The sequence below is a fragment of the Modestobacter sp. SYSU DS0657 genome, from assembly GCF_054050925.1.
Genome location: NZ_JBJHAG010000002.1, coordinates 190,291 through 204,300, shown reverse-complemented (window position 1 = coordinate 204,300; position 14,010 = coordinate 190,291). Strand labels below are relative to the sequence as shown.

The 14,010-nt window shown below is 75.0% G+C and carries 10 protein-coding genes; 4 read left to right on the top strand and 6 right to left on the bottom strand.

Going from position 1 to position 14,010, the window contains the following annotated elements; all coding sequences use genetic code 11:
- Positions 1-70: 70 nt before the first annotated feature.
- Together ACI79A_RS02390 and ACI79A_RS02385 are read right to left on the bottom strand one after the other, a co-directional pair.
- Positions 71-871, bottom strand: coding sequence for a GDSL-type esterase/lipase family protein (locus ACI79A_RS02390; RefSeq protein ID WP_457079529.1), 801 nt, complete (start codon positions 869-871; stop codon positions 71-73).
- Positions 872-1,446: 575 nt separating this feature from the next.
- On the bottom strand, positions 1,447-1,632 hold the full coding sequence (locus ACI79A_RS02385) for a hypothetical protein (RefSeq protein WP_457079527.1): 186 nt from the start codon (positions 1,630-1,632) through the stop codon (positions 1,447-1,449).
- Positions 1,633-1,861: 229 nt separating this feature from the next.
- On the opposite strand from ACI79A_RS02385, the gene ACI79A_RS02380 reads away from it, so the two are divergent.
- The 3 genes from ACI79A_RS02380 to ACI79A_RS02370 all read left to right on the top strand — a co-directional run bounded on the left by ACI79A_RS02380 (position 1,862) and on the right by ACI79A_RS02370 (position 4,527).
- Entirely contained in the window at positions 1,862-2,878 is a 1,017-nt protein-coding gene (locus ACI79A_RS02380) for a hypothetical protein (protein ID WP_457079525.1), read from the top strand.
- A gap of 278 nt (positions 2,879-3,156) precedes the next feature.
- Entirely contained in the window at positions 3,157-3,918 is a 762-nt protein-coding gene (locus tag ACI79A_RS02375) for a hypothetical protein (RefSeq protein WP_457079523.1), read from the top strand.
- A 48-nt stretch (positions 3,919-3,966) separates the two neighbouring features.
- Positions 3,967-4,527 (top strand): hypothetical protein, encoded by a 561-nt coding sequence (locus tag ACI79A_RS02370; RefSeq protein WP_457079521.1) that lies wholly within the window; start codon positions 3,967-3,969, stop codon positions 4,525-4,527.
- Positions 4,528-5,109: 582 nt separating this feature from the next.
- Here ACI79A_RS02370 and ACI79A_RS02365 read toward each other — a convergent pair.
- The gene (locus tag ACI79A_RS02365) at positions 5,110-6,117 is read right to left on the bottom strand and encodes a hypothetical protein (protein WP_457079519.1); all 1,008 of its coding nucleotides are present in this window, start codon (positions 6,115-6,117) and stop codon (positions 5,110-5,112) included.
- Positions 6,118-6,233: 116 nt separating this feature from the next.
- Between ACI79A_RS02365 and ACI79A_RS02360 the strand changes: the two genes are divergently transcribed.
- Positions 6,234-6,470, top strand: a complete 237-nt coding sequence (locus ACI79A_RS02360; protein WP_457079517.1) for a hypothetical protein — start codon at positions 6,234-6,236, stop codon at positions 6,468-6,470.
- Between the two features lie 6 nt (positions 6,471-6,476).
- Here the strand turns inward: ACI79A_RS02360 and ACI79A_RS02355 are convergent, their stop codons facing one another.
- From ACI79A_RS02355 to ACI79A_RS02345, 3 genes are all read right to left on the bottom strand, one after another.
- Positions 6,477-9,842: a DUF7402 domain-containing protein gene (locus tag ACI79A_RS02355; RefSeq protein ID WP_457079515.1), complete on the bottom strand. Its 3,366-nt coding sequence runs from the start codon at positions 9,840-9,842 to the stop codon at positions 6,477-6,479.
- Positions 9,843-9,981: 139 nt separating this feature from the next.
- Positions 9,982-12,615, bottom strand: a complete 2,634-nt coding sequence (locus ACI79A_RS02350) for an AMP-binding protein (RefSeq protein WP_457079513.1) — start codon at positions 12,613-12,615, stop codon at positions 9,982-9,984.
- Positions 12,616-12,785: 170 nt separating this feature from the next.
- On the bottom strand, positions 12,786-13,835 hold the full coding sequence (locus tag ACI79A_RS02345) for a beta-1,6-N-acetylglucosaminyltransferase (protein ID WP_457079511.1): 1,050 nt from the start codon (positions 13,833-13,835) through the stop codon (positions 12,786-12,788).
- Between the last annotated feature and the right edge of the window lie 175 nt (positions 13,836-14,010).

Below are 14,010 nucleotides of genomic sequence, written 5' to 3'. Positions count from 1 at the left end.
AGACGGATGAGCCACCGACCCGGGGGCCAGACGGTGCACGGAGGGACGACACCACGCCCGACACCGACCTTCAGCCGCCCTGGGCCCCAGCCTCGAGAGCTTCCTGCAGGAAGGGGAGCACGGCGCTCGCCAGGTAGTCGTTCCCGGCGTCGGTCGGGGAGATCCCGTCATACGCGATGCCCTCGCCGGTCGCGAACCAGCCTCCCTCCAGCGCGTCGACGTAGGTCACCCCGGCGGCCTCCGCCGCCTCCTCCACCGCGTCGTTCGCGGCGAGCACACCCGCGCTCGGCGTCGAATTGCTCCAGACCGGCCCGATCACGATGACAGTGGTGTCCGGGGCCGCCGCTCGGACGGCGGCCAGCACCGCGGCGGCATTCTGCGCCACCTCGCCCGCCGTCTCGTCATCGTCGTTGCGGCTGCCGAAGAGGATCGTGACGTCGGCATCGGGCACCGGGCTGGCCTGCACCAGGTCCAGGTAGTTCTGGCCTGTGACGCCCTCGGCCGCGTACCCGGCCTGCGAAACCGCGTTGAGCCGCAGCTCCGCCCCCACCCTCTGGGCCACCAGCGCCGGCCAGCCAGCGGCACCCTGGCCACCGAGCTGGTTCCCCGTCGCGTAGCCGTCACCGTAGACAGCGAGCACCGGCGGTGTGGACGGCTCGGCCTCCGGTGTGATCGGGACCACCTCGGTGGCCGAAGGGGGGACATCAGCGAGCACGGCCTCGTCGGCCGCCGGCGACGGACGGCCAGCCAAGGGATCCGCCGGTTCGGACCGCAGCGCCAGGAAGGAGAAAAGTGCCACGTTGCCGACCACGAGGGCGATCAGCAGCGCGATCCCCCATCGTGGTGGCCGCTCCAGACCCAGTCCCCGCATGCCCGCAGCCTAGTGATCGACCACCGGAACCTCGGGGAACCCAGTGTGGCTGCGGTGACTACTGGGGTCACCGAGGCGCCCGAGGCCCGTGTGCTGCATCGCGGAGCCGACTGATCACCGCCGGCGACGACACGACCCGGTCGGGCGCACCAACGGGTGAACGACCACACGCCGGAGGGGTGACTGCTTGTCGAACCGGTGACCGACGGTGAACCTGGTGGACATGAGGAGTCGGACTCGCGTCATCGTTGGGCTGGTGAACCACGCCTGCGGCCTGTGTGGTGCCGAGCGGGTCCTCCTGGTGGAGTCCCGCCGAGTGAGGCGCTTCAAGGACCACTTCAACATCGCCTGGGATCCGGCGGTGCGCACCACCGAGACCTGCCCCGCCTGCAGGGCCCGCATCGAGGTGGACTCCCCGCTCGCGGCAGTCAGCTGAGCTGAGCGGCCCGGGCGCCCCGCGCGCAGCCGACGGGGAGCCCTATAAGGCGCCCTGGCGCACCACCTCCGGATGCGCTCGACCTCAGTGGCGACCCCTGGCTACACCGTCCAACGAAGGCGTCGCCCGTCGAACACCGTCAGGCGACCCGGTGCGGTCCGTTGAGCCCGGGCACACGCGGGTCGCTGCCCAGCGGACCAGACCGTGAGTGGACGTAGCCGCGGGCCTCGTCCTCCAGTCGCCCAGCTCGACCCGCCGATCCGAGGGCGAACAACAGCCCGGTGGCGATGAGCAACCACAGCAACGCGACCACAACGACGATCATCCGAGGCCGATACCCGGGATTCCGTCGCTGACACCTAGTCATCGGTGCCGCACGGGACGGATGTCCCTTCGGGTGCGAATAGGCTGGGTCAGGCGACCCTCGAACCGGCAATGGCCGGAGACGGCGTGTCGTGAAGTGACACGCGGTAGCGGTCTGTGCACGGGTGACTACGCGCCCTATCTTCTTCATCGCTGGCTGACAGCCGGCGGGAACAGGGGGAAGCAGCACGGTGCACGCCGCAGCACAGGGCCCGGAGACCACGGGCCGCCACCGCCGCATCGACGCGGGCACCACGCTCACCGAGACCGGTCGCCACCGCGCCGTCTCCGCCCAGCCGCAGGCCGCACCGGCCGTACCCCGGCACCGGTACGCCGTCCCCGACCTCCCTCCTCCCCCGCCGCTGGTCACCCCGCGCACGCCCCGGTACGCCGCCACCGAGCTGCCGCCGCCCCCGCCGCTGCAGGCCGGCCGCTCCCGCGCCGCCGGGCATGGCCGCCCCGCCGCGCAGCGCCCCGCCGGCCAGCGGCGCCCCAAGGCCGCGGCCAAGCCCCGCCAGCGCACCGCCAGCCGCCTCACCCAGCAGGTGGTGGCCTGCAGCGCCCTCGTCGTCATGGCGCTCGCCCCGGTGCTCGCCCGCTCCGGCACCGGCTTGGGCCTGCACGACGCCGTCGCCGCTGAGGTCGCGGCTGTTCCCGACCGCGCCGACGCCACCCTGGCCGAGCTCGAGCGCGGCAACGAGCTCTCCGGCAGCGCGTCAGGCATCGGTGACGCGTACAGCCGCCCGGCCGCCCCCGAGACCGACGCCACGCCCGTCGGCGCCACCAGCGACGTCCCCGACGAGACCGTCACCGAGATGGCCGACGCCGGCACGGCCGCCGACCAGGCCGCGGTCCCCGCCGGCACCGCGGTCGACCCGGGCACCCCCGCGCCGGCCGGCACCGGGCAGCCCGCGCCCAGCGCTCCCACGTCGAGCACCCCGAAGGCGCCCGTCGTCACCCCCACGCCCGTGCCGCCGACCCCGAACAAGCCCACCACCCCGCGGCCGAGCGACCCGGCCCCCGTCGTCCCCTCGCCCGTCGTCACGCCGCCGACCGAGGTCCCGGTCCTCACGGACGCGCCGCCTGTCGAGCTGGCCGACCCAACGCCGGTCACCCCGAGCCCCACACCCACTCAGGAGCCGGCCCAGCCGACCGGCAGCCTGCTGGGCGGGGTCGTCGGTGCGGTCGGCGACCTGCTCGGCGGCTGACGCCACACCCACTGCGCCACCGGCGACCCGGGGACAGGGGGCGCCGACGCCGGCAGGGTCCGGCCGGCCCCCGTGCCCGGCCGAACCCCGCACGTCGAGGAAACCCGGAACGCCGACGTACCGGAAGCCGGAGCTCCGGACAGCTGGCCGCAAACTGGCGCAACGCACGCAGGTGCACGCAACTACGCAGGTCAACGACGCGCCCGCAGAAGACCCGGGCACCGTTCCGTTCCGGGTTACCGTCCCCTCCGCACCAGCACGGAGAACGGGGACCCGACATGAGCGACGCCGCCACCGGAACGCGCCACACGTCGTCCGGTGCGCCCGCCGACCCGTTCGTCGTCCAGGTGAACTGGCTGCTCGGCGCCACCGGCGGCAAGGAGCAGCTCGCCCGCCGCTCCGGCAACCGGGTCAGCGTGCGCACCCTCGACAACTGGACCGCCGGCCGCTACCCCCGCAACAAGATCACCGGCGCGGTGCGCGACCTCGACGCCTGGGCGGTCGAGCACGTCCCCGGATACCCCGGTGCTGGCGCACCGCGCCTCATCGAGTCCTGCGGGCCCGCCCCGGTGGGCGCGGTCGCAGCCACGCCCGAGCCGCAGCCGGCCGGCGCGCGCACCGAGCCCACCACCGGGAAGCCGCGCCGACCGTGGCTCCGCTGGGCCGCTCCCCTGGTGGCCGTCCTGGTGATCGCGGTGACCACCGGCGGCATCCTGCTCTTCCGCGACGAGCCGCTGCCCACCCGCGGCGACGGCCCGGCCTGGCCGGAGACCACCGGCCGCCTGGGCGCCAACACCTTCGCCGACCCGGTGAAGCTGCAGGACAACGCGCAGCCCATCCCGCCGGACACCACCGTGCAGGTGCGCTGCCGGCACTACGCGCCGAGCATCCCCAGCGTCGAGCCCGACGGCTACTGGTACCTCATCGACTCCGGTGAGTGGGCCGGCCGCTGGTCACCGGCCAACTCGTTCATGAACGGCGACTTCCCCGGCCGGCCCACGAAGCACAACACCGACATGGCGGTCCCGATCTGCCGCTGACGGCGGTTCCCGGGGAAACGGATCCGGCGGTCTGGCTCACTCCGCGGGGTGAGCCAGACCGTTGCGGCCCTCAACCGCACACGCCCCGGCGACGACCAGAGCGGTATGCCGATCGCCCTCACCCCGGTCGCGCCCGCGAGCTCACGCCTCGACGCGGCCGACGCCATCACCCTGCTGCCGCCCCGCGCGGCGCTCTTCGACCGCATCAGCGAGCGCGCCGTCAGCACCGACCGCGCCCCGGCCACCCTGGTCCTCATCGGGCTGCTGCGCCGGGACACCGGCTGGCCGATGCCCGGCCCCCAGCTCGACCGGATCGCGGCGATGCTCTCCCGCTCCGTCCGCGGCGACGACTGGCTGGCCCGCTCCGGCCCGGCCGAGTTCGCCTTCCTGCTGGGCGGCCTCTCCCCCGACGCCGAGATCGCCGCGCACCGGCTGGTCGACGCCGTCGCCAACGAGGGCATCCCCGGCCTCACCGCGGCCGCCGGCATCGCCGGGCTGAGCCCGGAGACCCCCGCCTGCGAGGTGCACCGCCGCGCGACCCTGTGCCTCACCGCCGCCCGCAGCGTGGGCGGCGGCCAGGTCATCCGCTACAGCGGCACCCGCCGCTGAGCTGAACCCCCGCCGCAGTGGCGCGGCGACGCGAGGATCGGCATCGTCGCCGCGCCCCCACGGACACTGCCCCGTGTCGCCGAGTCCCGGCGGCGCGGGGCAGTTCGCGTTCCCGGCCCGGCCGCTCCGGCTCCGGCTCCGTCCGCCGACCCTGCGTCGCTCACCGCCCGGCGCCGATCACCGGGGACCTGGTCGTCCGACCTGCCATTGACGGGGACGCCCTGCCGCGTCAGTCTTGCTGGTGGAGGACGCGGCGGCGCGGCCGGAACGAGGGAGCTCCGTGGCCTGGTGGTGGCTGCTCATCGCGTGGCCCGTGGCCGGCCTGGTCGCGGCCCCGGTGATCTGCGCCGTCCTGAAATACGGGGGTCCGGACCCCGCGCACGAAGTGATCCCGACGCCGTCCGGTCGCGTCCGGGGGCCGCAGGTCCGGGCGGTGCGCCGCGCACCCACGTCCCGCCCGCCGGCCGGTCGTCCCGATGGAGCGGTGCCCCCCGCCCGTCCCCGTCGCTCGACCACGGGGACGTGGGAGGTGTCCACGCCGGTCCGGGTGTCCCTCCCCCGGTCGTTGCGGCAGCGCCCTGCTCACGGGTCCGTGACCGCGACCGCCCGTCGGCGCGCCAGCGTCTCGGTCCAGGGGCGGCTCCACCAGCCGGTGCGGTCGGTCCGGCCGCTCAGCACAGCCACGTCGCCGAGGTCACGCGCCCTCCGGCTCCGTCCGACACGCATCCGCGCAGGGTCCCCGCAGCAGGGCACGCGCGGTCGCACGCCGCAGCGCCTGCTCGCCCTCACCGCGCTCTCGGCCATCCTGCTCGCGCCGGCCCTCGCCCGGTCCAGCAGCAGCCTCGGGTTCAGCGACGCCATCGCCGCCGAGCTCGCCGCCCATCCGGACCAGGTGCCGGCCATTCTCGAGAGGCTCAACGAGGGGGCCGCGGTCTCCGGGCTGGCCACCCCCATTCTCGTGCCCGACTGGGAGACGCCCCCCGCCAACGCGCCCACCGAGTCGGGCAGTCGCGCACCGGAGCGCGCCACCGAGCCCGGCTCCGACGCGGACACCGACTCGCGCCGCACGAGGATCCCGCCGACCACCTCGACCGGGACGTCCACCAGCCCGTCGGGCACGGTGCCGCCCGCCGCCGTGCCCGGTGACCAGCCGGGGACGAGTGACACCCCGTCCGGCGAGGGCGCCCCGACCACGGCACCGACGCCGACCCCCACCCCGGAACCGACCGACCCGGCCGACTCCACGCCGACGCCCGGCCCGACCGAGCCCGCACCGACCCCCACGCCGGAGCCGACGCCCACCCCGGAACCGACGCCGACCCCGGAACCGACGCCCACCCCGGAACCGACGCCGACGCCGGAACCGACGCCGACGCCGGAGCCGACCGGCCCCGCGCCGACCCCCACGCCGGAGCCGACGCCCACCCCGGAGCCGACGCCGACGCCCAGCCCGACCGACCCCGCGCCGACCCCCACGCCGGAGCCGACCGGCCCCGCGCCGACGGCCAGCCCGGTCGAGCCAACCGGAGCAGGGCCGACCGAGTCCTCGGTCCCGCCCGACGAGGGGGGCTCCCCCGAGCCGCCGGCCACCGCCACGGCTCCTGCCGCCGGGCCCTGACCGGACGGACCACAGCGGTGGGTCAGGCGGCTGGTGATCGCGTGGTCGCCGGCGCGGGTGGCGACCAGGTCATCCGCTGCAGACGCTGATGGCAGCATCACCCGGCAAGGCCGTGCTGGTCGGCTGCGCCGCCGGCCCGGGCAAGGCCCGGTGGCTGGAGCAGCTCCACACCTCACCCGACTACCCGCGGCTGACCCAGGTCGCGCTCTTCCACGAGGACAAGGAGGAGGACTGGCGGCTCGACTCGGACCCCGCCAGTCTGCGGGTCAGCCGCCGGTACCTGAGCCGCGCCCCGCAGGAGCGGCAGTCACTCGACGACCGCTGACCAGGCTCAGGCGGCGTAGGCCTGCAGCCGGGCCTGGCCCAGGTTCCCGGCCGCGCCGGATGCCGCGGTGACGGTGATGGTCACCGACGTCGTCGACCGGGCCGGGAAGGTGACGCTCAGCTGACCGGTCCCGGTCGCCAGCGAGGGCACCGACACCACCGACCCGTCGGAGAAGGTCAGCGTCACGCCGGTGACGCCCCCGAAGGCCGGGCTCGCGGTGTCGCTCAGCACCAGCCGGCCGACCGTCACGCCCGTGGCCCACCTCAGCTGCACCCACGACCCGATGGTCGCGCCCGCGCTGCCCGTGCTCACCGTCGCGCTGGGCACCAGGTCGGTACCGGTCGGCGCGGGGGCCGTCGTCGAGGTGGTCGCCACGTGCGTCGCCGGGGCCGCGGTCGTGCTCGGTGGCGCCGACGTGGTGGGCGCAGCGGTCGTGGTCGGCGCCGCCGACGTCGGGGCCGTGCTCGGCGCCGTGGCCGTACCCGTCACCGGCGCGCTCGTGGTCGGAGCCGCACTCGTTGTCGGCGTCGGCGCACTCGTGGTCGGCCCCGTGCTCGTCGTCGGCGCGCTCGTCGTCGGAGCCGTGGCCGTGGTGGTGCCCGGCGTCCAGGCCTGGAGCTCGGCCAGCCCGACGTTCTTGGTCGCCGCGCTGACCCCGGTGATGGTCAGCCGCAGGGTCGTCGTCGACCGGGTGGAGAAGGTGATCTCCTCCGCTGCGCCCGCGTCGTCCAGCTCGCCCACCGGCACCGTGGAGCCGTCGGCGAAGGTCAGCGTGCCACTGACCACCCGGTCCGAGTCGTTGGGCCGGTCGAAGAGCACCACCCGGTCCAGCGTCACCGGCTCGGCCCAGGTGAGCTCCAGCCAGCTGCCGGCACCGCCCCCCGCGGTGGCCCACTCGACGGTGTGGTCACCCGGGTAGCCACCCACGACGCCGTCGACCGCCTTGGCCGCGGTCTGCCCGTCGCCCGGGTTCTCCGACGAGGCGCCGACCGCGGCGGCGCCCGCCGCGTTCGCCGCGACGGCCGGCGTCGTCGGGGTGGACGGCGTCGACGGGGTGGTCGAGTTCCCGGCTGCGGTCCACGCCTCGATCTCGGCCAGGCCGATGTTCTTCGTGTCCGGACCCACGCCGGTGACCGTCAGCCTCAAGCTGGTCGTCGACCTGGCCGGGAAGCTCACCGTCACCGCCCCGCCCTCGTCGTCGAGCTCCGGCACGGCCACGGTCGAGCCGTCGGAGAAGGTCAGCGTGCCGCCGGTGATCCAGTCGCTGGTGTTCGGCCGGTCGTGGAGCACGACGTGGTCCAGCGTCTGCGCGTTCGCCCAGGTCAGCTGCAACCAGCTGCCCACGCCGCCACCCGGGGTCGCCCACTCGGCGGTGTGGTCGCCGGGCCAGCCGTCAGCCACACCGTCGACCGCCTTCGCCGCGGTCTGCCCGTCGGCCGGGTTCTCCGCCGAGGCGGTGACCGTCGCGGCGCCCGACACGTCGGCCGGCTGGGTGGGTGGCGTGGTCGGGTCGGTGGGGGATCCGGTGCCGGCGCCGGGGTGGGTCTCGATCTCGGCGAGGCCGACGTTCCAGGTGTCGGGGCCGACGTCGGTGATGGTCAGCCGCAGGCTGGTCGTCGCCCGAGCCGGGAAGGTCACCGTGACCCCCGCGCCCCCGTTGTCCAGCGCGGGGACGCCGACGGTCGAGCCGTCGGAGAACGTGAGCGTGCCGCCGGTGATCCAGTCGGTGGTGTTCGGACGGTCGTACAGGACGACCTCCCCGACGTCCACCGGCTCCTCCCACGCGAGCTCCAGCCAGCTACCGGCGCCGCCCTGCTGGGTGGCCCACTCGGCGGTGTAGTTGCCGGGGTAGCCGTCGACGACGCCGTCGACCGCGCGCAGGGCGGTCTGGCCGTCGGCGGGGTTCTCCGACGACGCGGTGACGGTGGCCGCGCGGGCGGAGTTCGCTGCCGGGTCGGGAGCAGGGTCGGTCGGCGTACCGGTGGTGGGGGTGGAACCGGCGGTCCACGCCTCGAACTCGGCGAGACCGATGTTCTCCGTCGTCCCGCTGACGCTGGTCACGGTCAGGCGGACGCTGGTCGTGGCCACCGCGGGGAAGGTGACCGTGGTCGGCAGCCCGGCGTTGTCCAACGCGGGGACCGCGACCGTGCTCCCATCGGAGAAGGTCAGCGTCCCCCCGGTCACCCGGTCGTTGGCGTTGGGCCGGTCGTACAGCACCACGGCGCCCAGCTGCACCGGCTCCAGCCAGGTCAGCTGCACCCAGCTGCCGGCGCCGCCGCGCAGTGTGGACCACTCTGCGGTTCCGTCACCGGGGAAACCGTCGATCACACCGTCGACGACGTTGGCCGCCACCGCCCCCTCGGCGGCCGACTGCGAGGAGGCGGAGACGAGGGCGCTGCCGGCGATGTTGCCGCTGGTGCCGGTGCCGGCGCCGCCGTTCAGCTCGGTGGCCAGGTGCTGGCGCACCAGCCACGAGCTCTCGGGCCGCGGACTGGCGCAGGCGCTGGTGGTCTGGCACATCGCGTCGTCGAAGGGGGCGTACGCCCAGAAGGCAGCCGTCTTCGCGTCCAGCGCGCTGCCGGAGACGTTGGCCGGCAGGCTCGCACCCGGATAGCCGGCGTACCCGGTGAAGGACGAACCCGGGATGACGGCGGCGCGGGCCTCGACCGTGAACCGGGCGACGGTGTGGTGGTCGCTGTGGTCGCCGTCGCCGTAGTCGCCCAGGTGGTCCATGGTGCGCACCGAGGTCGTGCCCAGGGAGGTCATCAGCGCGCCCAGCGTCTGCACCAGCGAGGCGCGGGTGTAGCTCTGGAGGGGACTGTCGACGGTCCGCAACGTGCCGATCCGGCCGTCGTACAGCTGCTGCAGACTGGTCCAGGACGACGCGGTCGTCCCGGAGCCGTCCAGGTTCCCGTCGGGCAGCCGCAGGAAGTACAGCGACACCTGCGGAGCCCCGTCGAGCACCGTGCGGGTCACCGACTGACCGGCGAGGGTCACCGTGGAGGTCGTCCAGGAGTTCGTGACCCCGGCCATGGTCGCGTAGGCGGCGCGTACGCCGTCCTCCCGCGATCGGGAGTAGTCGGCGCCCCGGCCCGCGTCGCCGGAGGTCACGTACGCGGTGGCCACGCAGTCGCCGGCCTGCACGTCCTCGAGCACGTCGGGGTTCAGGAAGAAAAGGTCGTCGTCGGGGTGGGCCACGATGCCGACGTTGCACCCGGCGGCCGCGGCCGCCGGCGCGGTCAGCCCGAGGGCCGCCAGCAGTGCGACGACGGTGGCCGCGCCCACGCCGGCCGACCAGCGCGCCAGGGTCTCCGTGCCGCGGACGGCCGGTCGCCCGGCCCGATCCTCAGCGGCCTTCGGCCACACGCTCACAGGTTCTCCTCTGTCTCCCCATGGCCAGTCGGCCGTCACTGACGGTAGTGTTCGAGGGGAGTGCCCGGGGAGGTCGCCACCTGATCAGGTGATCAGGCGCGCAGACGCGTGCACCCGTTCGTGCGCGCCCCCCGGGATCTCACGCTGTGTGCGCGAGGCGAGCCCGCCGGCGGGCCAGGACGGCGTCGACCTCCCGGGTGACCAGCTCGGCCAGCGCCTCGACGAACGGTCGGCGCAGCATCGTGTTGTGGTCGGCGCGCACCCGCTCGACCACGCGCTCACCCGTCAGCAGCGGCTCCCACCAGCTCACGTCGTCCTCGTTGTCCGTGGACATGACCAGCGTCGCCCGGCCGGGCCAGGGGCTGGGTCGGTGCCACCGGGCGATCCGCGCACCGTGCTGGTGGAACACCTCCTGCTGCAGCTCCGGGGCGCGGCGCACGACGCCCGCGGTCAGCACCCGGAGCCGCGTGGCCCACAGCTCCCGGGCCGACAGCGGCGCGAACGACGGGCCCACCTGGTGCGACCCGCCCTCCCCGCGCGCCGACGAGGGCAGGTAGGTGTCGAGGACGAACAGCTCGAGCACCTCCCGGCCGCGGGCCCGCAGCAGCTGCGCCACGGCCAGCGCGAGCAGCCCGCCGAGCGAGTGCCCGGCCAGCAGCACCGGCCCCTCGGGCACGACCTGCTCGATCAGGCGCACGTACCGGCGCGCCGTCCGGCCGACCGTCCAGTCCGGGATGCCCCGGTTCTCCAGCCCGTGCACCTGCAGGCCGTAGACCGGCTGGTCCGGGCCGAGCGCCGCGGCCAGGGGCTCGAAGGAGGCCGCCGGCCCACCGGCGCCGGCCAGGCAGAACAGCGGCGGCCGGGTGCCCGTCGCCCGCAGCACCACCAGGCCGCTCGCCCGCCGCGGGGCCCGCCCACCGGAGGAGGCGTCGACCAGCGTCGCCAGCTCCGCGAGGCTGGGGTTCTCGGTCAGGTCGCCGCTGGTCAGCCGCGCGCCGAGCCGGCGCTGCACCTCGGTGAGCATCTCCTCGACCGCGAGCGAGTCACCGCCCAGCGCGCTGAAGCTCTCGTCCCGGCCGACCCGCTCCAGGTGCAGCACCGACGCCCAGATCCGCTCGAGCGCGCGCTCGGTGCCGGTGGCCGGCGGCACCGGCTCCGGCCGGTCGGGCACCCCCGGCAGCGCCGCCTGGTCGACCTTCCCCCGCTCGGTGCGCGGCAGGACGCCGAGCAGCACGATGTCCCGGGGCACCATCCAGTCCGGCAGCGAGCGGGCCAGCGCGGCGCGGAGCACGGCCGGGCTCACGGTCCGCTCCTGCGCACCCGGCACCACCCACGCCACCAGCCGCGCGACGCCGGCGGCGTCCGGCACCGCCCGCACCACCGCCTCCTCGACCTGCGGCAGCGCCAGCAGCGCCGCCTCCACCTCACCCGGCTCGACCAGGTAGCCACGGATCTTCACCGAGTCGTCTGCCCGGCCGAGCACGTGCAGCACTCCCCGCTCGTCGACCCTGGCCTTGTCGCCGGTGCTGTAGCGGGTGCGGCCGTCCGGCAGTCGGGCGTACTTGGCCGCGGTCACCTCCGGCGCCCCCCAGTACCCAGAGGTCAGGTACGCGGAGGTCACCGCCAGCACCCCGACCTCGCCCGGGGCGACCGGGGCACCCCCGTCGTCGAGCACGTCGAGCTGCCGGTGACGCACCGCCCACCCGGCCGGGATGATGCCGGCGGGCACGGGATCCCCCATCCGGATCTCGTAGGCGGAGATCGCCTCGGTCTCCGAGGTGCCCATCCAGTTCAGGTAGGAGGCGTCCGGGCGCAGGTGGTCGCGGAACGACTCGACGTCCCGGCCGTGGGCCTTCTCCCCGCACGTGCCGATCAGCCGCAGGTCCGGGAGCACCTCGCCGTCGGGCAGGGCGGTGTCCAGCGCGCGCAGCAACGACGGGGTGCACACCACCACGCTGATCCGGGCGCTCCGCATCCAGTCGGTGAAGTCCGCCAGGCCGTGGATCCGGGGGTCGCGGACGCACACGGTGGCGCCGTTGAGCAGGCCGCTGAAGACGAGCATCTGGCCGGCCGCGAAGATCTCCGGCATCACGAGGGCCACCCGGTCCGCTGGGGTGAGCCGCAGGGTCGTCCGCCCGTTGGCGGCGCCGTTGAGCACCGCGCGGTGGGAGTACACGACACCCTTCGGCAGGCCGGTCGTCCCCGAGGTGAAGATCAGCGTGGCCGGGTCGTCGGGCGACGCGCCGGGCCGCACCGCGGGCACCTCGGCGGACGGCTCGGGGGTCAGCCCGCGGGCCACCCTGATGTCGGGCAGGTGGGACGCGGCGGCCAGCCGCGGCTCGTCGGCGAGCACCACCGTCAGGCCCGCGATGCCGGCGATGGTCGCGACCCGCGCCTCGGGGAGCAGCACGTCGAGGAAGACGGCGGGGTGCCCGGCGGCCATCACGGCCAGCAGCGCCACCGTGGCCCGGGTGCCCTGCTCCGCGTAGATGCCGACCGGCTGGCCGGCCGGGGCGCCGAGCGCGGCGACCTCACCGGCCAGCGACCGGACGCTCCGCTCCAGTTGCGCGAAGGTCAGCAGACCGTCGGCGGAGTCCAGGGCCACGTGGTCCGGCAGGAACCCAGCCACCTCCAGCAACCGGTCCAGCACCCGCCCGTGCGGACCGGGCACCTCCAGCGGTGGCAGCCCGGGAGTGACGACCACGGGGTCCACGGCCGACCCGGACAGGTCCGTGCTGGGCCCGAAGGACGTCGTCATGTCACTCTCCGTCATGTCCGCTGCTCGCGCCTGATCCGGCGTCGGGCAGTATGAGCCTGCCAACTCCCGGATCCTGCCGGGATCCCGCGCGCGACGACACAGCGCGGGCACGCCCCTCCCACGGTCGGGCCACAGGCTTCACCCGTACGGTGAGCCGGCGGCTCTGCCCCGAGCGGCGCAGACCGTCAGGCCGCCACGGTCGGGCGGACGCCTGCCGGGGTGCCCAGGACGAGCCGATCGAGCTGGTCGAGCACCGTTCCCTGCGCCAGGTCGAACTTGCGGGCGAAAAACCGGCCCGAGGCCAGCAGCTCGGGCAGGTCGGCCTCGGTGAAGACGTCGGGGCGGCCGGACCCGTCGTCGGTCCAGCGGATGTGGTGCAGCGAGTCACGCTCGACCCGGACGTCGGGGGCGTTGGCGAGCAACGAGTGCACCATCGCCTCCGAAGGGATCACCGTCCGCTCGAAGTGGCGCACCACCTCCGGGTGTTCGTCCACCAGCTCCAGCAGCCGCTGCGTGCCCCCGTGGGAGATGGCGTACCAGGCCGAGCCGAACCACAGCCGCCAGTCCTCCGGCACGCCGCGTGGGCCACCGGTGCGCAGCCCCAGCTTGGAGGGCAGCTCCATCCCGGGCGGGAACTGGTAGACGTGAGCCTGCCGCTGCGCCAGCTCCAGGGCCCGGTAGGCGCCCCGCCGGGCGAGCGCCAGCGCGTCACGGGCCGAGCCGCGCAGCATGCCGTCGAAGGGGACAGCCGGCAGCGCGACCCGCTGGTACCGGTACCGCAGGTCGCACTCGCGCCGCAGACCCGGGTCGGCGATCTCGTCGACCGGCTGGGCGTCCAGCACCACGTCGGCACCACTACCGGCCAATCGCCGGCCCAGCGCGTCCAGCGGCGCGATCGGGTAGTCCTGCTCCGACAGCAGCACGAGCCAATCGAAGTCGACGTGCTCCGCGGCCCACCGCAGCACCTGCAACCGGGCACGGTCCAGCGACATGTCGCCCCAGACGATCGGCTCCGTGCTGGTGAACAGGTGCCCCCCGACCTCGGCGACGACCGCCGGGTCGATGTCGGAGGCGAACACGTTGTGGAAGACCAGCAGCGGCGCGTCGGGCTGGGCGGCACGCAGGGTGTGCAGCAGCCGGCGCAGCTGCGCCTCCTCCCGGTAGGAGGAGACGAAGTAGGCCACCCGCGGTTCGCGTCGAGCACTCCCCGGTTCGACCACCACCTGCCCGCTCATCCTCTGCCTCCCCGCGTCCAGTGCCCTGACCCCCCGGAGGGTGGTGGGCCGTCATCCGGTGGGCCGCTGAGCCCGCCGTCCCGGACCATCAGCCAGGTGGACACGGGGAGCAACGGGGGTTCCCCCGCCCGAGGACGCCGACCACCCGGCCGGGTGACGCGCGGCCCGGTCAGCC